General features: G+C 66.9%; 15 protein-coding genes. 4 read left to right on the plus strand and 11 right to left on the minus strand.

Translation table 11 applies throughout. The features are described from left to right. Nucleotides 1-16 precede the first annotated feature (16 nt). The 9 genes from GNX71_RS33245 to GNX71_RS33285 all read right to left on the minus strand — a co-directional run bounded on the left by GNX71_RS33245 (nt 17) and on the right by GNX71_RS33285 (nt 14,237). Entirely contained in the window at nt 17-6,034 is a 6,018-nt protein-coding gene (locus GNX71_RS33245) for an alpha-2-macroglobulin (protein WP_206176323.1), read from the minus strand. 120 nt (nt 6,035-6,154) lie between these two features. Further along, nucleotides 6,155-6,631 carry a DUF2269 domain-containing protein gene (locus GNX71_RS33250; RefSeq protein ID WP_206176324.1) on the minus strand — a complete coding sequence of 159 codons (477 nt, stop codon included), beginning with the start codon at nt 6,629-6,631 and terminating at the stop codon, nt 6,155-6,157. Continuing rightward, nucleotides 6,628-7,005, minus strand: coding sequence for a DoxX-like family protein (locus GNX71_RS33255; protein ID WP_206176325.1), 378 nt, complete (start codon nt 7,003-7,005; stop codon nt 6,628-6,630). Before GNX71_RS33255 ends, GNX71_RS33250 begins: the two co-directional genes overlap by 4 nt. After that, complete coding sequence (locus GNX71_RS33260) at nt 7,002-8,120, minus strand: saccharopine dehydrogenase NADP-binding domain-containing protein (protein WP_206176326.1); 1,119 nt, start codon at nt 8,118-8,120, stop codon at nt 7,002-7,004. The genes GNX71_RS33255 and GNX71_RS33260 overlap by 4 nt, the downstream gene beginning before the upstream one ends. Continuing rightward, on the minus strand, nt 8,117-9,748 hold the full coding sequence (locus GNX71_RS33265; protein ID WP_206176327.1) for an FAD-dependent oxidoreductase: 1,632 nt from the start codon (nt 9,746-9,748) through the stop codon (nt 8,117-8,119). Before GNX71_RS33265 ends, GNX71_RS33260 begins: the two co-directional genes overlap by 4 nt. Before the next feature lie 10 nt (nt 9,749-9,758). Further along, nucleotides 9,759-11,300, minus strand: a complete 1,542-nt coding sequence (locus GNX71_RS33270; RefSeq protein ID WP_206176328.1) for a polyamine aminopropyltransferase — start codon at nt 11,298-11,300, stop codon at nt 9,759-9,761. 14 nt (nt 11,301-11,314) lie between these two features. Continuing rightward, the gene (locus tag GNX71_RS33275) at nt 11,315-11,533 is read right to left on the minus strand and encodes a DUF350 domain-containing protein (protein ID WP_013544332.1); all 219 of its coding nucleotides are present in this window, start codon (nt 11,531-11,533) and stop codon (nt 11,315-11,317) included. A 60-nt stretch (nt 11,534-11,593) separates the two neighbouring features. Further along, nucleotides 11,594-13,075 (minus strand): DUF4178 domain-containing protein, encoded by a 1,482-nt coding sequence (locus GNX71_RS33280; RefSeq protein ID WP_206176329.1) that lies wholly within the window; start codon nt 13,073-13,075, stop codon nt 11,594-11,596. A gap of 103 nt (nt 13,076-13,178) precedes the next feature. Then, complete coding sequence (locus GNX71_RS33285) at nt 13,179-14,237, minus strand: SPFH domain-containing protein (RefSeq protein WP_206176330.1); 1,059 nt, start codon at nt 14,235-14,237, stop codon at nt 13,179-13,181. A 178-nt stretch (nt 14,238-14,415) separates the two neighbouring features. Between GNX71_RS33285 and GNX71_RS33290 the strand changes: the two genes are divergently transcribed. The 4 genes from GNX71_RS33290 (at nt 14,416) to GNX71_RS33660 (ending at nt 18,064) form a co-directional block, all read left to right on the plus strand. After that, entirely contained in the window at nt 14,416-16,764 is a 2,349-nt protein-coding gene (locus GNX71_RS33290; RefSeq protein ID WP_206176331.1) for an NADP-dependent malic enzyme, read from the plus strand. A gap of 183 nt (nt 16,765-16,947) precedes the next feature. Further along, a complete protein-coding gene (locus GNX71_RS33295; RefSeq protein ID WP_206176332.1) occupies nt 16,948-17,361 on the plus strand; it encodes a ribonuclease domain-containing protein in 414 nt (137 codons plus the stop codon). Between the two features lie 50 nt (nt 17,362-17,411). After that, entirely contained in the window at nt 17,412-17,837 is a 426-nt protein-coding gene (locus tag GNX71_RS33300) for a barstar family protein (RefSeq protein WP_086011111.1), read from the plus strand. A 77-nt stretch (nt 17,838-17,914) separates the two neighbouring features. Next, nucleotides 17,915-18,064, plus strand: coding sequence for a hypothetical protein (locus tag GNX71_RS33660; RefSeq protein ID WP_241027117.1), 150 nt, complete (start codon nt 17,915-17,917; stop codon nt 18,062-18,064). Between the two features lie 48 nt (nt 18,065-18,112). Here the strand turns inward: GNX71_RS33660 and rsmA are convergent, their stop codons facing one another. After that, nucleotides 18,113-18,877, minus strand: coding sequence for a 16S rRNA (adenine(1518)-N(6)/adenine(1519)-N(6))-dimethyltransferase RsmA (gene rsmA / locus GNX71_RS33310; RefSeq protein WP_206176334.1), 765 nt, complete (start codon nt 18,875-18,877; stop codon nt 18,113-18,115). Nucleotides 18,878-18,881: 4 nt separating this feature from the next. After that, the gene (locus tag GNX71_RS33315) at nt 18,882-20,291 is read right to left on the minus strand and encodes a peptidylprolyl isomerase (RefSeq protein ID WP_206176335.1); all 1,410 of its coding nucleotides are present in this window, start codon (nt 20,289-20,291) and stop codon (nt 18,882-18,884) included. Nucleotides 20,292-20,300: the final 9 nt, after the last annotated feature.

Here is a 20,300-nt window from a genome sequence, read left to right on the forward strand (position 1 = left end):
GCCTCGCTGCCCTGCGTCAGTTCGCGACGACCTGGAAGCGCGCACCCGCCGAGCGCGAATACACGCGCCGGTCGTACATCGCTTCGCCATACGCCGCCGGCACCACGAAGTCGCCCACGTTGGTGGCGCGCGCCTTGTAGGTCACTTCGAGCAGGTTCTTGTCGACCGCACCGTAGAACACCACGCGGTCCTCGCGGATGTCGGCGTACTGCACCTTCCACGAGCCGCCGCCGCCGAGGCGCTTCTTCCAGATCGGCGCATCGGCATTGGCTTCCTCGTCGTCGCCCACGGCCTGCAGCACCGGCTCCAGGCCACCTGGCAGCAGGTCGACCAGCGCCACGTCGTTGAGCTGTGCGCGCTCCAGGCTGCGCACACGCACCCGCACCGTGACCTCTTCGCCGAGCTTGGCCTTGGTGATCGGGTTGCCCTTGGCGTCGAGTACTTCATGGAAGATCTCCAGGCCCTGATTCACCGGCGTGGTGGGCACGTTGCGCTCGAAGCCCTGTTCGGCCCAGCTGTAGTACAGGTTGAAGTCGCTGTCGTTCGAGAGCTTGAGCTTGGCCGTGCCGGCGGGCACCGCAGCACGCGTGATCGGATTCACCGAGCCCAGTGCAAGCGCCGCAGCCTGGCCTTGCGCATTGACGGTCTGCGCCGTCAGCTTGCCATCGGCGTTCTGCGCCACCGCTTCGAAGTACGCATCGACCGCAAGCAGCATCGAGGCTGACGACAGGCTGTTGTACCAGCCGTCGCGCACCATCGCGCCCATGCCTTCCCACACCTCGGGCTTCAGCGTCTTCAGGCGCGAGGGGAAGTGGCGGCCCACCAGGTGCAGCGTCATGCTGTCGTGCACCAGCGGGTCGTAGTAGGCGCCCCAGACATTGCGGCGCTGCTTCTTCTCGGTGCGCGCGAGCAGGTCGGACCACACCGGGTTGAGCAGCTCATTCGCCACCTGCTCCTGCTTCACGAGCTGGTAGCTCGCGGCGAGGTACACGGCGCCGAGGTCGTCGCTCCAGCCTTGCGTCTGCTTGTTGCGCCAGGCTTCGCGCAGGTTGGCCAGTGCGGCCGGCGCGATGATGCCCTGGCGCGTCAGCAGGTAGGCCGCCTGCGTGCGCTGGCGCCAGCCGTCCAGCGAGGTGTCGCCGCTGCCGAGCCAGCCCTGCAGGTAGGTGTTGGCCTTCTGCAGCAGGTCTTGCGGCACGGGCAGCTTGTGGTCCTTGGCTTCGATCAGCAGGTGCACCGCGTAGAGGGTGGCAAAGGGATCGGTGCCCGCGCCGGGCCACAGCGAGAAGCCGCCGTCGGCCGTCTGCCGCGCGCGCAGTTGCACGAGGTAGCGCTCGAAGGTCTTGCGCGCCTCGGGCATCGGGCCCTGCTCGGGGGTGCGGCCGCGCGCCATTTCCTTCACCAGCTCGGGCCGGCCCGACAGCAGCACGGCCGGGAAGGTCTGGCTCGTGATCTGCTCGGTGCAGCCGTGGGGGTAGACCTCCAGGTACTGCATGAGGCCGGTCGCGAAGGCCCACGGCGCGGCCGATATCGCCACATCGCTCTTGCGGAAGTTCGGATACAGGTCGGCCTTGCTGCTCAACTCGCCCGCGCGCTGGAAGCTGCCCGCCTGCACCAGCGTGACGAATGGCGACGCAGGCCGCACGCTCACCTCGGTCGAGAGGCGCGCGCTGAAGGTCTTGTGCGTCGAGGTGAACACCAGCGCCGACGAACCCAGCACCGCCTGCTCGCCCGGCTTGGCGCGCACGTTGAACTTGGTGCTCGCTTCGCCGCGCTCGTTGACCTTGAGCGTCTGCGTCGCATCGCCCACCACTTCGAGCCCGCCCGAGGCGGTGAGCGTGAGCGCAATGGGAACGTCCTTGCCCGAGCCCACGATGTTGTTCGCGAGGCCCACGCCCACTTCGACCGTGTCGCCGGGCGCCATGGCGAGCGGCGCGTTCGGCAGGATCACCATGTCGCCGCGCACCACGGTGCGGGTGCTCTTGGCGGCGGTGGTCTCGTCGTTCACTGCGACGGCCATCACGCGCAGGCTGCCGTTGAAGCTCTCGGGCACGGTGTAGCTGAATTCGCGGCTGCCGTTCACATCGACGAGGCCTGACCAGTAGGCCACCGGCTTGTCGCGCTTGCGCTTGAACGGATTCAGGTGCTTGCCGAGTTCGCCTTCGCCGTCGCCGCCGGGCGCTGCGCCCTGCATGAGCTTCTTGAACTCCGGCAGGATCAGGTCGAGCGTCTGCAAGGTGCCCACTTCGAGCGCGCGCTTCTGGAAGAAGTGCTTGAGCGGATCGGGCGTCTTGTAGCGCGCCACCTGCAGGATGCCCTCGTCCACCGCGAACAGCACGGCGCGCGTGGGCTTGTCGCTGGTGAGCTTCATCTTCACCGTCTGGCCGGGCTTCACGAGTTCGCTGCTGGTGAGCTGCAGGTTCGCGGTGCGCTTGGCGAGGCTGGTGGCGAAGGGAATGACGCCGTACGACAGCGGGCTCATGTAGACCTCGTCCGAGGCCGGGTCGCGCACGAAGTGCACGTTGATGTAGCCGGTGCCCTCGAAGTCCTTGGGCAGCGTGATCTTCTGCACCGAGGCGGTCTTGTCGGTCTTGAACCACGCGTGGGCATACACCTTGTCGCGCTCGATGGTGATGAGGCCCGCGCCCACGTACGGCGCGCGGATGCTCACCTCGATCTCCTGGCCCGGCTCGTAGTCCTTGCGGTCGAGCGTGAGCTGCAGCTCGGCGTTGCGGTCCAGCGAGCGCGAGACGTTCGCGTTGCCCGCCACGCTGTATTCGACGCGGTTCAACTCCAGCCCGCCGGCATTGCGCACCACGTAGGCGAAGTTGCCGGGCGTGGCGGTGTTGAGCGCAATGGTGTTGCCGGCCGCGACGATGGCGAGCGGCTTCTCGTCGATCACGATTTCCTTCTTGCGCGACTCGTAGCGGTAGAGGCCGTTGTCCTGCTTCACGAGCACCGACAGCACCTTGCGCTCCACGCGCTCGATCTTCAGGTCGTCCACGGCCGTCTTCTTGGCCTGCGGGTCGATCGCGATCACGGTGGCGTTGCGCGCGGCGCCTTTGCTCACGTAGCTGGTGTCGCCGTCGACCTTCACGCCCACGAGATAGGGCATGTCGCTCACCAGCGTCTGCGCCTCGGCCGAGACGCTGCGCCCGCCTTCTGGCTCGAAGGCCTTGGCGAGCACGTGCACCTGGTAGGTGGCGGCGTCGAAGCGCGAGAGGCGCAGGTCGAACTCGGCCTTGCCTTCGGCGCTGGTCTGCACGCTGCCCAGGTCGTCGACCTGTTTCTCGGTGGCGCGCTGCGGATCGAAGAAGGCGTAGTCGGCGAACGCGCGGAACACCGGGAAGGCCGGGCTCAGCGTGAGCGTGCCTTCGACCTTGCGGTCGGGCGCGGGCGTGCCGAAGAGGTTCTGCACATCGATGAGCGCCTTCAGGTCCTTGGGCTTGACCCAGCCTTCGGCCACTTCGCTGCTGAGCTTGGCGACGACCTTGGTGCGGTCGGGCAGGAATTCCTGCACCTTCACCGTGGTGCTGCCGATCAAGAGGCCTTCCACCTCGGGATTGCCGGGCGACGATTCGCGCGGCAGGTAGAGGTTGACGGTGTAGTTGCCGGTGGGCGAGGTGTCCTGCGTGGTGTGGGCAATTTCCGCCGCGCCGCCGGGGCCGAGCTTGAGCTTCTCGCGGCGCACACTGAGGCCGCGCGCATCGATGATCTCGGCCTCGAGCGGCAGGTCGCGCAGCGACGTGGCCCAGTTGCCGGCCTTGACCATCATCGCGATGTGCATGGTGTCGCCCGGGCGGTAGATGCCACGGTCGCTGAACACATACGCCGTCATCTGGTTCGGCACGCCGGCCGCGCGCAGGCCGCCGACGTCGAAGCGCGAGATGTCCAGCGTGCGGTCGCTGCGGTTGAAGGGCAGGAAGCTCAGGTCGCCGTCCTTGCGCACCACCAGCACCACGGGCGCCTTCTCGCGCTGGTAGCCGGCGAGGTTGGGCAGCTTGGCGGCGCCCGTGGCGTCGGTGGATTGCGACGCCACGATCATGCCGTTGCGTCCCCACACCTCGACCAATGCGCCGGCCACCGGCTGACCATTGGCGATGCTCTGCACGAACACGTCGCGCGTGCCGTCGAGCGACTTCTTGGCGACGATGCCCAGGTCGGTGACGAGCACCAGGCGCTGGTCCTTCTGGTCTTCGGGGTTGCCGCTCTCGGGATCGCCTTCGCCTTCCGACTGCTGTTCTTCCTGTTGTTCCTCCTCGGACTGCGCCTGTGCGGCCTCACCCTCGGCCGCCTCCGGCTTCTTCTTGGCCTTGGGATCGAAGCCCTGCACCTTGAGCAGGAACACGCCGCGGCGGTCGGCCACGTCGCTGCGCAGGTACTCGGCGAAGTCGACGGTCTCGTAGTGCGCCTTGCCGGCGGGGATGCTGAGCGGAATCTCCTTCTGGAAGCGGTCGACGAGGTTGTCCGACTGCAGGCCGCTGTTGAACTGCGGATGCGCGAAATCGCCGTTGGTCTGCGTCACCAGGTGCTGCAGCTGCTGCGGCAGCAGGCGCCCGATTTCCAGGCGGATGCCGGGCAGGTCGCGCACCAGGATCGGCAGCTTGCGCTCGCCCGACAGGGCGAGCAGCGAGCCCTGGCTCATGATGGTGAGCTCGGGCGCGAAGGTCTTGAGCAGGCGCACGTCCTGCCGCGCCGCGCCGAGCTGGTAGCCGCCCGGCGTCTTCAGGCCCTTGGCCACGCGCACCAGCAGGTAGCGGCCGCCTTCGGCCTGCGGCAGGCGGAAGCTGACCATCTCGGTCACTTCGCGCTCGCTGGCGATGGGTTGCAGGGTGATCTTCTTCGCGCGGCGCAGCACGGCGTCGGTGACCTTCGAGGGGTCGGCGGACCAGTCGAACTTCTCTTCCGGGTCGCCCTTGGCTTCTTCCGTGGCGGGCAGCAGCCAGGCCTGCACCACGCGCGCCATTTCGCGCTCGTGCACCGGCATCGAGGCGGTGACGTGCATCACATGCTCGGGCTCGCCGTTCTCGCCCGTCACGATGGTCGGGTCGATGCTCGAGATGTCGAGACTGAAGAGGCCGGGGATGTCGACTGCGCGCGAGATGTCGTTGCGCTGGCCCGGGCCGCCCTTCTGCGCGACTGCGCCGGAAGTGAGGCTGAGCACCACAGGGCGCGTCTTCTCGGGGATGGGCAGCGGCTCCGACTGCAGGGTGGCGGTGAGGCGCAGCTTGTCGTAGCTGACGGTGAACTTCTCGCTGGCGCACTTGCCCACGCTGAAGATCGAGGTGCCGCAGGCCTGGTCATAGGTCAGCACCAGGCGCTTCTCGAACTCTGCCGTGTTGACGGGGTGCGAGAAGCGCACCTGGAAGAGCGCGCGCCGCACGTTGGCCTGCACCGGGTCTTGGTAGAACTCCGCGCCCGCGATGCGCGCGTTGAACTCGGGCGAGGTGAACTCGTACTTGCGCTGCTCGATCTCGATGTGCGGCGCGAGCGCGTCCTTCGAGAGCTGCACCTTGTAGGGCTGGCCGACCGGCCAATCCTGCGCGGGGAGGAACTCCAGCTTCTTCTGGCTGCTCCACGACCAGCGCCCGGCAATGGCGGGCTCGATGGTGATGCCGGTCGCCTCCTGGCCGATGCGCGCGATCGGCGCGACCGAAGCGGAAAAGTTGATGACGACCGGGTTCGGTCCCTTGTCGTTTTCGATCTGCGTGCGCGGCGGGGCCACGATCTGCGCGGTGGAGACGACGGGTTCGACGCGATCGGGCGTGAGGCCGTGCCACCACTTCAAGACATGCGGGCTCGCGAACCAACCCGCGAGCACCAGCAGCGCCAGCACCACCACCCAGGCCAGCCGCTGCTGCAGCCACTGCAGTCCGAAAAGAAGGAACGCCCCCACGATGCGCAGCCACCCCGGGGGTCGCCAGGAACCGATGAGTCCGCGTGCCAGCGGACGCAGGAAACCGAGCGCACGGCTGAGGCCGGTGAAGAGCACGTCGCTCAGCGACGCGAGTTTTCGATTGGCAACTTGAAGCATGGAAGCTCCCCCGATGTTTTTGTTGGCGCCTGGCAGTCTCTCGGCGATCTGTGAAACCACGGCGCTGTGTGTGAAGTCTGCGTGAAAACTGCACAGGCCCGCGCACCGGCCTGGTTCGAATCAAAAGGAAAGGGCGGGCTTGTTCACCATCAACCAGAACACGACGACCATGGCCACGAAGGCCGGGTAGCCGAGCCACTCCCAATAGCGTTGGTAGCGCGCATACAGCGGCGGCAGCGGCATCGCATCCACATGCGCCTGCCCGGCCATCGCCGCCATGCGGATCTGCAGCCACACCACCGGCAGCCAGCAGATTCCCGCGAACACGAAGAGGCCCATCGACACCGCGAGCCACGGCGTCGAGAGCGGCCAGCCCGCCATGTGGGCCAGCGCAAAGCCGGTGACCGGCTGCAGGATGACCGTGGGCGTGGTGAACCACCAGTCCGCGCGCACCACCAGCCGGCTCACCACCGCCTGCGCCGGCACGCTGCCGCTGCGGTTGGCAAAGAACATGTAGAAGGCCGAACCCAGCCCCGTGCCGACCATCAGCACGCTGGAGACGATGTGCAGCCACTTGAGGACGAGGTAGGTGTTCATGGCGTGGCGCGTCGGTACAGGTACCAGAGGAGCGCGGCGATGGGCAGGTTCTTGAGCAGCGGGCCCAGCGGGTGAAGCCACAGCGTGGGCTGGAGGAAAGTAGCCATTGCAGTCATGAGCAGCATCAGGCCGAGGGCCGCGAGATAACTGGCGCAGCCGGGCCGCCACCAGAGCGCCAGGCCGATGGCGAGATCGGCCGCCGCGCCTCCTAAGATCAACAACTGCACCAGCCAAGGCGGCGATGCGATGCCGGCCTCGGCCAGCGCCTGGCGGCTCTGCCCGTTCAGCTCGACGATGCTGGCGAACGCCGTGAACAGCCAGACCGCAACGAGGCTCAGGCGCAGCAGGCGATCGTCGTCGGCCGGGCGGGTCATGAGGCGGATGCCGTCTCGTCGACCACATCGGTCACCATGCCCCAGCGCGTGAATTCGGGCTCGAACTCCGGCAGCGTGAGCAGCCCAGCGCAGGCGTGCGCGCCGACAGGGAGCGCATCACCGCGTGCCAACCGGCGTGCCAGCAGGATCGCCGCCATGCAGGGAATCTCGGGGCCGTGGTTGTCGTCCGCCGCGATGTGCCAGGCGCGGCGCGCCTTGGCACCTTGCGCATCGATGCCTTCGACCCGCACCACCATGCCGCCGAGCGCAGTGCCGAGCGCATCGAACACGCCACCGGTGGAATGCAACAACGGCGCCAGCTTCTGCGGCGCGCGCAGCAGGCCCACCCGATGCATGAACGCCAGGAAGGCGAAGGCCTGCTGCGCGATGCCGACTTCGAGCGCCGCGCGGAACATGACCGACTGCACGCCCGCATAGCGCGACGGAAAGAGTTCGAGATCGGGGATGTCGCACAACGCACCCCGGCGCGGCCGCATGCGCGCGAACTGCACCTTCACCGGATTCGCCCAGCCGGGCTGCTCGGTCCATCGTCCGTCCTGCCAGACACGGATCGGCGCACCGCAGTAGGCAAGCACGCCCGCGAGCGTGGCCTCGCCGCGCGGCGCGCCTTGCGCCGGCGCAATGCAGATGTCGATGCTGCGGATGCCTTGCCAGCCCGCCGCGAGATGGTCGACCACCGCCGACGAGAGCGCCGGCACGGTGCTGGCGCCCGTGACGGCGGTCCGGCCTGCACTTCGGAAAGTGGCGTCCATTGCGCCCGGAAAGTCGCAGACGAAGCGGCGGCCGTCGGCCAAGTCGATGTAGTGCGCGCCGGCCGCTGCCGCGGCCTGCGGCACGCGGTAATCCTGGCTCTGGAACGGCCCCGCGGTGTGGATGACCAGATCGACACCCAGGTAACCCAGGCCTTGCGCAAGATCGGGCGATTGCGCGTCGACGCGCACACCACGCGCATTGCCGCTCAGCGACTGCGCGAACGCAGTCGCTCGCTCCAGGTCGCGTCCACCGATCAACAGCTCGATGCGCGCATCCGCCGCCAGCGCATGGCAGATGCGCGCGCCGAAGTTGCCGTAGCCGCCGAGCACCAGCGTCTTCATGCCAGGCTCGCCCCCGCGACGTGGCCGCGCGTGAACGCCTCCTCGAAGATCGAGTAGCCCGACCAATCCGCATGCGCGAATGACAGGCGCCCCGCGATGACGCTGCCGCGGTGCGCATCGTCCGGCGCCGTGCGTTGCGAGCCGATCTCCGCCAGCAGCCCGGGCCGGGGGATCGACATGGCATGGCCGTAGCGCGTGATCTCGATGTGCGTGGAGAGCGAAGGCAGGTCCGGATGCGGCACCGACAGCTCGGCGAGCAGGTCGTCGCGCCAGCCGGTCCAGGGGCGCTCCAATAGCAGCTTGCGGCCATCGGTGGCGTCGTAGCTGCTCGGCCCCAGCGGGCGGTACCAGCTCAGCACGGTGCCGCGCGGCGTGGGGTCGAGCGTTTGATGGCGCGCATCCACATAGCCGAGGCCGCGCGTCCCGTAGATCACGTTGTCCCAGCTCGGCGCGGCGCCCACGCGGTCGGCCAGCGGGCCGCGCAGGTGCACGTTGGCCACGAGCCACGGCGCGTAGCGCACATGCGCGGCGGCGTGCTTCAGCACCTCGGGCGCGTTCTCGACCACGCGCGCGGCAATGAACACCGGCAGCGCGACGATGCAGCGCTCGGCCTGCCAGCGCACCAGCGATTTCGATGCGGCGTCCCACGCATCGACTTCGACCCCGCCGCGCGATTCGGCAATGCGCGTGACGACCTGCCCTGTGCGCAACCGATCGCCGAGCGGCGCAGCCAGTTGCTTGGTGAGCCAGCCGTTGCCTTCGGGCCAGGTGAGCACGCCATCGCGCTCGGGGTTCGCGTCGTTGGCGCTGCCGCTCGGATCGCCGGGCGCGTGAAAGCCGTGCCGGCTCGCGAAGTAATGGATGCCAGCCCAGGCCGACACCTGCTCGATGCCCGCGCCGTAGTCGTCGCGGCAGCAGTAGTCGAGGTACCAGCGCAGTTGCGCATCGCTGAAGCTTTCGCTGTCGAGCCAGCGCGAAAAGGCGATGGCATCGAGCGCCAGCAGTTCGGGCGTGACCGCGACCTTGAGCGTCGGAATGGCGAAGTGCGCCGCGTGCTGCAGCGCATCGATGCGCTGCGCGAACTTGCGGTACTGCGCGATCGTGTCGACGCCCACGCCGTGCATGGGCAGGAGGCCATCCTGCCACTCGCCATGGAAGAAGAGACGCTCCTGCGGGCTGTGGCAGAGGTTGCGCTCGTCGTATTCCCAGCGGCCCGCCACGCGCCGGCGCAGGCCCAGCTCCTCGAGCAGGTCCTGCACCTCACGCGCATCGTCACCGGGCACCGGCAGGTAGTGCGCGCCGAGCGGACAGGCGATGCCGTTGACCATGCCGCCGCGCGCATTGCCGCCGGCGGTGTCTTCGAGTTCGAGCAGGGTGAAGTCTTCGATGCCCGCGAGCCGCAAGGCGCGCGCGGCGGCAAGACCGGCGACGCCGCCACCGGCGATCACCACCCGCGTGCGCTTCACGGTCGCGGGTGCCTGGCTCTTGAGCGCGCCGTCGCGCATCGCGTGGCCGCGCGCAACGTCGATGCCGGTGAAGCCGCCTTCGATGGGCGGCGGCACCTCGCACCCGGCCAGCGCCAGGGCGCCCGCCGCACCTGCCACGCCGAGGAAGTCGCGCCGTTGCATGGTGTCGAAGCTAGTGCGCCATGACCTTGCCCCACTCTTGCTCGTAAGTGGTGACAAGGGTCTGGTTCGACAGGCGATTCACCTCGGCCGGCACGCGCGCCATGTCGAGCGGGAAGTCGAACATCAGGGGCAGCGTCGAAGGCGACAGGAATCGCAGCCCCGAAGGCAGCGCATCGGGCATCCGGTAGGGCCGGCGGCTCGCGATGATGTAGCCCCATTCGCCGAAGCTCGGCACATGCGCGTGATAGGGCGTCGCGCGCAGGCCCACCGATTCGATGGTGGTCGCGACGGTCCAGTAGCTCTTGCGCGCCACCAGCGGCGAGGTCGTCTGGACCACCGCGTAGCCGCTGGCCGACAGGCGCTTTTCGAGCAGCGAATAGAAGCTGTTGGTGTAGAGCTTGCCGATCGCGAAGTTGGTCGGATCGGGAAAGTCGACCACGATCACATCGAACATGTCGCCCGGCTGCTGCAGCCACTGGAAGGCATCGGTGTTGACGATCTTCACCTTGGGCGACGACAGCGAATGCGCGTTGAGCGCAGCCAGCGTTTCGTGCTCGGTGAAGAGCTTCGTCATGTTCGGATCGAGCTCCACCAGCGTGACCGATTCGACCGAGGGGTACTTGAGGATCTCGCGCACCGCCATGCCGTCGCCGCCGCCGAGCACCGCCACCTTCTTGGGCGCACCCTGCGCGGCCATCACCGGATGCACGAGCGCCTCGTGGTAGCGGTACTCGTCGCGCTCGGCGAACTGCAGGTTGCCATTCAGGAAGAGGCGATGGCCGAGTTGCCCGCGCGTGACCACGATGCGCTGGTAAGGCGAGGTGGCGCTGAACACGATGCGGTCCTGATAGAACTTGTCTTCGGCCAGCGTGGTGATGTGGTCGGCCCAGACGAAGGCGGCCAGCAGCGCGGCCAACGCCAGAAAGCAGGCCACCGCATGCGCGCCGATGCGCCGCAGCTCATGACGAAACAGCCACAGCGCCCACACCGCCACCGCCGCGTTCATGAAGCCGAACAGCAGCCCCGTGCGGATCATGCCCAGCTGCGGCACGAGGATCAGCGGAAACGCCACCGACACCGCGAGCGCACCCAGGTAGTCGAAGGTCAGCACCTGCGACACCAGGTTCTTGAGCACGATGTTGCGCTTGAGGATGCGCATGACCAACGGGATCTCGAGTCCCACCAGGGTGCCGACGACCATCACGAGGCCGTAGAGCAGCAAGCGGAACGCGCTCGGCACGTAGGCATTGGCCAGGAACAGGATCGCCGGCAGCGCGCCGCCGATCAGCGCCACGAGCAATTCGATGCGAAGGAAATGCGCCGGCAACTGGCGGTCGAAATAGCGCGAGAGCCAGGAGCCCACGCCCATCGCGAACAGGTAGGTGCCGATGATGGTGCTGAACTGCAGCACCGAATCGCCGAGCAGGTAGGAGCTCAGCGCCGCCGCGCTCAGTTCGTAGACCAGCCCGCAGGCCGCGACCACGAACACGCTGGCGAGCAGGGCGATCTCGACGGGCTGCGGCCCGCGCGCATCGGCAGGGCGCGCGGACACGGCCGCCTCTTCGTTCAATGGATTGCTGCGGCGACGATGATGCAGATGCCCAAGCTCATCGCGGCGACGACCAGGCCCAGTGCCACGTTCTGCTTCTCGACGATCTCGCCCCACAGGTCATAGGGCGTGATCTTGTCGATGATGAGGAAGCACAGCCAGAAGATGATCACGCCGATCAGCGCGTACACGAGCGATCCGAGGACCACGCCCGGTTTCAGCCATTCAAATCCCATGGGGACCTCCAGTCGTAGCAGTAACAAGTGAAATTGTGGTGGGCGGCGCGCGCATCTTCGTCATTTATGGCCTCCCCCGCTCGAATAGCCCCCATAGGAGCCGCCCGAGCTGCGGTAGCCGCTCGACGATCCACCGCTGCAGGTGCTCAGGATGATCAGCAGGATGATGATCACCACGATGATGATGATGATCGTGCCGCAGCCCATGCCCGATGCGGCGCTCACCGGCAGCGCGTCGCCGCGCTTGAACATGTCCTTCTTGGCATCGAGCTTGAAGGCGGTCGCGACCACGCCGCTGTCCAGCTTGATGCCCGACGACCACGTCAGCTCGTTGGCCGAGCGCTCCATCGACAGCAGCGCGGGGCCGCTGGCGAAGTCGCGGTTGAAGGTCTTTTGCCCGCGCTCGACCTGCCAGTAGAACTCGCCCGCCACGTAGGTGGTCTCGGCGTTGTAGGCGTACTGCTGCTGGTAGCGCTTGCTGAGGTAGGTGGCGGTGCTGCCGTTCTCGGCCATCACCGGCGCGCCGGTGGTCGGCTTGACCATGCTCCAACCGTCCTCGGCATCGACCAGGAAGCTGAAGCCGCGCTTCTTGTTGTAGAGCAGGTACTCGTCCCAGCCGAAATGCTCGTCGTCGCCGGGCTCCACGCCCATGCGGTGCTGGAAGCCCACCACCTGCCACTGCGCACCCTGCAGCTGGCCCATGGTGCCGAGAGCGATGAGCGGGCGCACCGGCTCGTCCTGCGTCGCATGCTTGAGCTCGCCGCCGATGCCCTGCGACAGGTCGATGATGCTGTTGCAAGAGCGGCATGTGATGCTCTTGCTGTCGGCCAGGTTGACGGTGACCGGCGAGCCGCAGTTGGGGCAGTTGAAGCTGCGGCCCTTTTCGTCCTTCGCCGATTCCTCGCGCAGGCCGGCGAGCTGCAGGTCCTCGAGCTGCACCGAGCGGCCGAGGTAGGCGCTGGGCTTGGCGGTGCCGTAGTCGATGCTGAGCACCAGCCCCTTGTCGTTGCGCAGCTCGACCATCGCGAACGGCCGGCCGAGATCGGGCAGGTGCGGCAACTCGCCCTGCGCGGAGGTGAGCGCCACCTGCTCGTTCGAGGTGACGGTGTAGCTCTGCCCGGCGAAGGCGCTGGTGGCACCCACGCGCAGATCGACCGGCGGCGGCGCGGTGCGCTGCAGGTCGAAGGGCAGCGCGAAGACGTAGGCGCCGTTGTCCTCGCTGAGGATGGCGGTGCGCTCGTCGTCGAGCGCGGCGATCCATTCGGTCCAGCGGCCGCCCGGGTAGGTGTATTGCAGCCGGCCGATCAGCGTGAAGGGCTTGTCCTGGATGCGGCCGGTGGCGAACAACTGCAGCGGGCTGAAGTCGTCGAACAGCTCCGCCATCTTGCCGGTGCGCGCGAGCGTCTCGCCCTGGCGCACGACGGTGCTCTGGCAGTAGGGACAGACCGCGTGCGTCGATTGCGCCGAGCGGAACTCCACCGGTGCGCCGCAGCCGGGGCAGGGCGCGCGGTAGTAGCGTTGGTTGCCGGTTTCCTCAGCCATGGCGTACGCGCCATGGCTCGGAGGGCCATGTTTTTCTCAAGCCAATGAGGCTTCCGACGCCCGTCGAACGGGCGTCAGGCGCTATCGAGGACATAGCGCCGGGTCAGACGAGCTTTTTAAGGAGATCGGCCTTCTTGGCGTCGAACTCTTCCTGCGTGAGGATGCCCTTGGTCTTGAGCTCGCCGAGCTTTTCGAGCGTGGTCATCACGTCGGCCGGACTCACGACCGCCACGGCGGGTTGCGAAGCGGCGGCCGTATTGGCCGCGGCTGCCGCAGCGGCATTCGGGCTCAGGCCCTGTGCAAGGTTCTGCGCCAGCACCTGGCCGAGCGCCACGCCGGCGCCCAGGCCCATCGCGTCACCCGCAATGCCGCCGCCGTTGGCCGCGCCTTCGGCGAATTTCGGAATCGCCTGCGCCGTCTGGTACTGCATGAACTTGCCCATGTCGTTGCCGACCATGCCCATGCCGATCTTCTGGTCGAGGATCTTCTGCAGCTCTTCAGGCAGCGAGACGTTCTGGACCGTGATGTTCTCGAGCTTGATGCCGATCTTCTCGAACTCGGGCACGAGCTGCGCGGCGAGCGCCTGTGCGAACTGGATCTGGTTGGCCGCGAGGTCGAGGAAGGGCACGCCGCTGGAGGCGATGGCGTTGCTGATGTTCTGCAGCACCAGGCCGCGCAGCTGGCCGTCGAGATCGGCCACGCTGTAGATGTCGCGCGTGCCGGAGATCTCGGTGTGGAACAGCTTGGCGTCGCCGATGCGGAAGCTGTAGTTGCCGAAGGCCCGCAGGCGCACGGCGCCGAAATCCTTGTCGCGGATGGTGATCGGCTGGGGCGTGCCCCACTTCTGGTCGACCTGCTGGCGGGTGCTGAAGAAGTAAACGTCGCTCTTGAAGGGGGACTCGAAGAGCTTGTCCCAGTTCTTCAGGTACGTGAGCACGGGCAGCGTCTGCGTCGTGAGCTTGTACATGCCGGGGCCGAACACGTCGGCCACCTTGCCTTCGTTGACGAAGACGGCCACCTGGGATTCGCGAACGGTGAGCGAGGCGCCGTTCTGGATTTCCATCTCCGCCATCGGGAAGCGCCAGGCCAGCGTGCCATCGCCGGTCTCGGTCCACTGGATGATGTCGATGAACTGTTTCTTGATGAAATCCATCAGGGCCATGGTTGCTCCTCGTCAGGTGTTTTCAGGTTTTGTCCGAACTGTGCATATTGCCACACGACCTTGACGGCGCACCCGTGCTTTTGGTCATGCCTCGCACCGGCCATGCGGCGTATGGCTTTACGAACCGAGGTCTACAATCGGCGCCCCCAGAAGAAGCGCCACCAGGAGCTACAGGCACATGTCCGATTCGACCCCCTCGACCTCATCGACTCCCACGCCCGAAGACAAGCGCGCAGAACTGCGCCGTGCCGCCCTCGAGTACCACGAGTTTCCCGTTCCCGGCAAGATCGCCATCGCGGCGACCAAGCAGATGGTCAACCAGCGCGACCTGTCGCTGGCCTACTCGCCCGGCGTGGCCGCGCCCTGCGAGGAAATCGTCAAGGACCCGCTGAACGCCTTCAAGTACACCTCGCGCGGCAACCTCGTCGGCGTGATCAGCAACGGCACCGCGGTGCTCGGCCTGGGCGACATCGGCGCACTGGCGTCCAAGCCGGTGATGGAAGGCAAGGGCGTCCTCTTCAAGAAGTTTGCCGGCGTCGACGTGTTCGACATCGAGATCGACGAGAAGGACCCGGCCAAGCTGGTGGAGATCATCGCTTCGCTGGAGCCCACCTTCGGCGCCATCAACCTCGAAGACATCAAGGCCCCGGACTGCTTCTACGTGGAGCGCGAGCTGCGCAAGCGCATGAAGATTCCGGTGTTCCACGACGACCAGCACGGCACGGCCATCACCGTGGCGGCAGCCATGGTCAACGGCCTGAAGGTGGCCGGAAAGAACATCGCCGACGTCAAGCTGGTCACCTCCGGCGCGGGCGCCGCGGCGCTGGCCTGCCTGAACCTGCTGCTCAAGGTGGGCCTCAAGCGCGAAAACGTGTTCGTCACCGACCTGGCCGGCGTGGTCTACGAAGGCCGCGAAGAGCTGATGGACGACGACAAGCGCCAGTACATGCAAAAGACCGAGCTGCGCAAGCTCGCGCAAGTGATCGTCGGCGCCGACGTGTTCCTGGGCCTCTCGGCCGGTGGCGTGCTCAAGCCCGAGATGGTCGCCAGCATGGCGGCCAAGCCGGTGATCTTCGCGCTGGCCAACCCGAACCCCGAGATCGCCCCCGAAGACGCGCACGCAGTGCGCCCCGACGTGATCATGGCCACGGGCCGCACCGACTATCCGAACCAGGTCAACAACGTCCTGTGCTTCCCGTACATCTTCCGCGGCGCGCTCGACTCGGGCGCGACCACGATCACCGACGAGATGGAAATCGCCGCGGTGCACGCCATTGCCGACTTGGCGCAGGCCGAGCAGAGCGAACGCGTCGCTGCCGCGTACGTCGGTGAAAAGCTGTCCTTCGGCCCCGAATACCTGATTCCCAAGCCCTTTGATCCGCGCCTGATGATGAAGATCGCGCCAGCGGTGGCCAAGGCGGCCGAGGAAAGCGGTGTGGCAACGCGTCCGATCAAGGACATGGACGCCTACCGCGACAAGCTGCAGAACTTCGTCTATGCCTCGGGCACGACGATGAAGCCGATCTTCGAAGCGGCCCGCCGCGCCTCGAAGAAGCGCGTGGCGTACTGCGAGGGCGAAGAAGAGCGCGTGCTGCGCGCCGCGCAGATCGTGGTCGACGAAGGCATCGCGCGCCCGACGCTGATCGGCCGTCCCGCCGTCATCGCCCAGCGCATCGAGAAGTTCGGCTTGCGCCTGAAGGAAGAGCTCGACTACGACATCGTCAACGTCGAGCAGGACCACCGCTACCGCGACTTCTGGCAGACCTACCACCGCATGACCGAGCGCAAGGGCCAGACGGTGCAGACCGCCAAGATCGAGATGCGCCGTCGCCTCACGCTGATCGGCGCGATGCTGCTGCACAAGGACGAGGTCGACGGCATGATCTGCGGCACCTGGGGCACCACGCTGATCCACCTGCACTACATCGACCAGGTGATCGGCAAGCGCCCCGGCGGCTGCGAGAGCACCCCGCAGGACGTGCCGGTGTACGCCTGCATGAACGGCCTGCTGCTGCCCGACCGCCAGGTGTTCCTGGTCGACACGCACGTCAACTACGACCCCTCGCCCGAGGAACTGGCCGAGATCACGACGATGGCGGCCGAGGAAATGATGCGCTTCGGCCTGAAGCCGAAGGCGGCGCTGCTGTCGCATTCCAACTTCGGCACCAGCAACGAACCCAGCGCCATCAAGATGCGCAAGACGCTCGACCTCTTGCGCGTGCAGGCGCCCTGGCTTGAAGTGGACGGTGAAATGCACGGCGACGTGGCCCTGGACAGCAAGCAGCGCGCGGTCGTCATGCCGCACAGCGCGCTGGCCGGTGACGCCAACCTGTTGGTTTTTCCGAACATCGACGCTGCCAATATTTCGTACAACCTGCTCAAGACGGCGGCGGGCGGCAACATCGCGATCGGGCCGGTGCTGCTCGGCGCGGCCAAACCTGTGCACATTCTCACGGCCAGCGCGACCGTTCGCCGCATCGTGAACATGACAGCCTTGACAGTGGCCGACGCAAACGCCGAGAGATAGGCTATTTGGCGATAGTGGACGCTGACTTAGCGTGCCACTTCCGCCCCTCGCGACTGCTCAAACTTTGAGCAGTCGCTTGCTATTTTCGCCAGCGTGGTGCACACTCGCGGGCTTGAATTTGCGGGTTAACCCCGAGGTTGAGCGCAATTCGAAACCCCCCGCTCTTTTCTCCTGTGGTGTCCCATGGCGGCTTACGCCTCGATCACGTCCTCTGTCTCAAAGTTTGCGCTCACCAGCCTGATGCTGTTGGCGTTGACGACGGGGGCCGAGGCCCGCGGATGGTTCGGCGCAGGAAAAACGTCCGCTGAGGAATCGATTGCACTGACCGATCTCCCGGTCCAGGGCCAGCGAACCTATCAGGCCATCTTGAACGGTGGCCCCTTCCGGTACGAAAAGGACGGCACTGTATTTGGCAACCGCGAGCGTCTCCTGCCGCCGGCACGGCGCGGCCACTACCGCGAGTACACGGTGACGACACCGGGTTCTCGCAACCGGGGTGCCCAGCGAATCGTCTGCGGTGGCGAACAGCGCACGACGCCCGAGGCCTGCTGGTACACGGCAGACCACTATGCAAGTTTCAGACGGATTGCGCCATGAGCGATAAAAACGACCTGAGCGGCGCCCCGAAGCGCCCCGAAGAAATGATGATGACTATGGAAAGACCAGCGGAGATGACCTTATCCCTTCGTGCCGTACGCCCGAACATCGTGCAATCGATCCGCGCGTTCCGCGTGAACGACCTGCAGGACGCCGCCAACGCGGCCGGCCAGCACTTCCTGTACGCCAACCTGGGCAACGCCCAGACCAAGCAGGACGTGCTCGACCTGATTGCACAGCAGTTCACGTTCCCGGCCCACTTCGGGAAGAACTTCGACGCGCTGTACGACTGCATGACCGACCCGTTGCATAAATCGGGCCCGCAGCCAGGTTTTGTCATCGTGCTCGAACAGATCCCGGCCAACGCCAAGTTCGACAAGGAAGCGCGCGAGCAGCTGCTCGACATCTTCCGGGACGCTTCGGATTACTGGGGCGACCGCAAGGTCCCCTTCCGGTGCTTCTATTCTTTTCTGTAGCCCGTTCTGCATCTACCAGCCAAGCAGAACGGGCGAACGAGGCTCAGCCGAACGCTGAAACCCTCGATGGCATCGAAGTGAACCCCAACGCCGCCGCAACGACGGCCGCCGCCAGCACCGAGCCGGCCGGCGAAAAAATGCCGACCGACAAACTGGTCGACGTGTCGCCCCTGGCGCTGCGCATGAGCAGTCCCTTCAACGCGGGGTACTGGCTGGCCGCCGCTTAACTGCAGCAACCTGCCTGAATGAAAAAGCCCGTCGTCGACGGGCTTTTTTCATGGGGGAACGGCCTGGGCCAGTGCAACGTATTCGGCCACCGGCACTTCCTCGGCGCGCCGCTGGGGATCGAACGCTCCCTCGAAGCCGTGTTCCTCGAGCCATCTGCCCAGCGTGTGCCGAAGGATCTTGCGGCGCTGGCTGAAGGCGACCTGCACGATTTCACCCAGCCGCGCCGCATCGACCACCGGCGGCTGTGCCAGCGGCACCATGCGCACCACGGCGCTGTCCACGCGCGGCGGCGGATCGAAGCTCTCGGGCGGCACGAACAGCACGTTCTGCATGTCGTAGCGCCACTGCAGCATCACGCTCAGGCGGCTGTAGTCCGAGGTGGCGGGCCTGGCCACCATGCGGTCGATCACTTCCTTTTGCAGCATGAAGTGCTGGTCGGCGATCAGGTGGGCAAAGCCCAGCAGGTGGAACAGGATCGGCGTCGAGATGTTGTAGGGCAGGTTGCCCACCACGCGCAGCGGCTTGGGCGCAGCCTTGGCCGCGAGTTCGGCGAAATCGACCTTCAGCACATCGGACTCGATGACCTCCAGCTGCGGATGCTCCCGCAGGCGCTTGGCCAGGTCGCGATCGAGCTCGATGACCGTCAGGCGCCCGAGCCGCTCGACCAGCGGCTGCGTGAGCGCCGCGAGCCCCGGGCCGATCTCGACCATCGCATCGCCGGGCTGCGGCGCGATCTCATGCACGATCGCATCGATGATCCCGCCGTCGGACAGGAAATGCTGCCCGAACCGCTTCCTGGCGATGTGTGCCATCGGATCAGGACTGCGGCGGGTCGCGGTACTCGACGTAGGCGCGGGCGCGCACTTCCTGCACCCAGGTGGTGAAGGCTTCCTCGACGCGCTGTTCGCGCAGCACGTTACGCGCGGCTTCGCGCTGCTCCGTCTGCGTCAGCTTAGAGTCGCGGCGGCCGACCACCTGGATCAGGTGCACGCCGAAGCGCGACACGACCGGGTCGCTGATCTGGCCTGGCGACAGCCGGTCCATGGCTTCCTCGAACTCGGGCACGAACTGGCCGGGGCGCGACCAGCCGAGGTCGCCGCCTTCCTTGGCGCTGGCGTCCTGCGAGTTGTCGCGCGCGAGGCCCGCGAAGTCGGCCGTGCCGGCCTGCACGCGGCGCTTGAATTCCGCCAGCTGCGCCACCGCCTGCGCGGTGGTGCGCTTGGGATCGTTGAGCAGCAGGATGTGGCGCACCTGCGTCTGCGTGACGGTCGCGTCGAGCGAACCGATCTGCGCCTTGGCCAGGACCTTGAGCACATGGAAACCCGCGCTGGAGCGCACCGGGCCGGCAATGCCGTTCACCGCCGTCGACTGCACGGCGTCGACGAACAGCGGCGGATAGCGGTCGGCGCTGCGCATGCCGATGGCGCCGCCGTTGGCGCGATCGGGCGAATCGGAGTTCTCGCGCACCAGCTTGTCGAAGTCCTCGCCGGCGCGGGCGCGCTCGGCGAGGCCTTGGGCCTTCTTCTGCGCGGCGGCTATCTGGGCGTCGGTGGCGTTCTCGGGCAGGGCCACGAGCACCTGTGCGAGGTTGAGGTTCTGCAGGGCCGCGTTCTTGACGTTCGAGTTGCGCTGGTCGCGCAGGTACTCGTCGGCCTCGGTGTCGCTGATCTTGACCTTCGACTCGACTTCGCGGTCGCGCAGGCGCGTGAGCAGCAGCTGGTCGCGCAGGTCCTTGCGGAAGTCCGCCTGCGCAATACCTTCGGCGGCCACGCGGCGGCGCAGCTCGACCAGGCTGATCTCGTTCTGGCGCGCCACGGTCTGCTCGGCCTGGTCGATCGCCACGTCGTCGACCTTGATGCCGTTTTCCTTGGCGAGCTGCAGCTGCGCGCGCTCGACGATCAGGCGCTCGAGCACGAGGCGTGCAAGTTCGCCGCGCGGCACGCGTTCGGCGTCGGGGTTCTCCTTGATGAGGCGCGTCACCCGCGACTGCACGTCGGTGTTGGTGATCGGCTCGGAGTTGACCAGCGCGACGATGAATTCAGCCGCCCGCTGCACAGGTGCCGCCGACGATGCGGCCGGGGCGCGCTGCACCGGCGGGGGCCCCAGGCGCGGACCGGCGCGCATGATGTCCGTGATGCCGCTGCCAGAGCGGAAGCCCTGCGCACCCGACGTTGCGGCCATTGCCGCGAGGCAGCCCAGGGTGATGATGGAACGGATGTGTTTCATGGCGGTGCT

The organism is Variovorax sp. RKNM96, assembly GCF_017161115.1.
Taxonomy (GTDB): Bacteria; Pseudomonadota; Gammaproteobacteria; order Burkholderiales; family Burkholderiaceae_C; genus Variovorax.

What these genes read in the sequence shown, in the direction of transcription:
- GNX71_RS33245 (WP_206176323.1), bottom strand. Translation starts at nt 6,034, where the DNA reads ATGCTTCAAGTTGCCAATCGAAAACTCGCGTCGCTGAGCGACGTGCTC.
- GNX71_RS33250 (WP_206176324.1), bottom strand. Translation starts at nt 6,631, where the DNA reads ATGAACACCTACCTCGTCCTCAAGTGGCTGCACATCGTCTCCAGCGTG.
- GNX71_RS33255 (WP_206176325.1), bottom strand. Translation starts at nt 7,005, where the DNA reads ATGACCCGCCCGGCCGACGACGATCGCCTGCTGCGCCTGAGCCTCGTT.
- GNX71_RS33260 (WP_206176326.1), bottom strand. Translation starts at nt 8,120, where the DNA reads ATGAAGACGCTGGTGCTCGGCGGCTACGGCAACTTCGGCGCGCGCATC.
- GNX71_RS33265 (WP_206176327.1), bottom strand. Translation starts at nt 9,748, where the DNA reads ATGCAACGGCGCGACTTCCTCGGCGTGGCAGGTGCGGCGGGCGCCCTG.
- GNX71_RS33275 (WP_013544332.1), bottom strand. Translation starts at nt 11,533, where the DNA reads ATGGGATTTGAATGGCTGAAACCGGGCGTGGTCCTCGGATCGCTCGTG.
- GNX71_RS33280 (WP_206176329.1), bottom strand. Translation starts at nt 13,075, where the DNA reads ATGGCTGAGGAAACCGGCAACCAACGCTACTACCGCGCGCCCTGCCCC.
- GNX71_RS33285 (WP_206176330.1), bottom strand. Translation starts at nt 14,237, where the DNA reads ATGGCCCTGATGGATTTCATCAAGAAACAGTTCATCGACATCATCCAG.
- GNX71_RS33290 (WP_206176331.1), top strand. Translation starts at nt 14,416, where the DNA reads ATGTCCGATTCGACCCCCTCGACCTCATCGACTCCCACGCCCGAAGAC.
- GNX71_RS33295 (WP_206176332.1), top strand. Translation starts at nt 16,948, where the DNA reads ATGGCGGCTTACGCCTCGATCACGTCCTCTGTCTCAAAGTTTGCGCTC.
- GNX71_RS33300 (WP_086011111.1), top strand. Translation starts at nt 17,412, where the DNA reads ATGACTATGGAAAGACCAGCGGAGATGACCTTATCCCTTCGTGCCGTA.
- rsmA (WP_206176334.1), bottom strand. Translation starts at nt 18,877, where the DNA reads ATGGCACACATCGCCAGGAAGCGGTTCGGGCAGCATTTCCTGTCCGAC.
- GNX71_RS33315 (WP_206176335.1), bottom strand. Translation starts at nt 20,291, where the DNA reads ATGAAACACATCCGTTCCATCATCACCCTGGGCTGCCTCGCGGCAATG.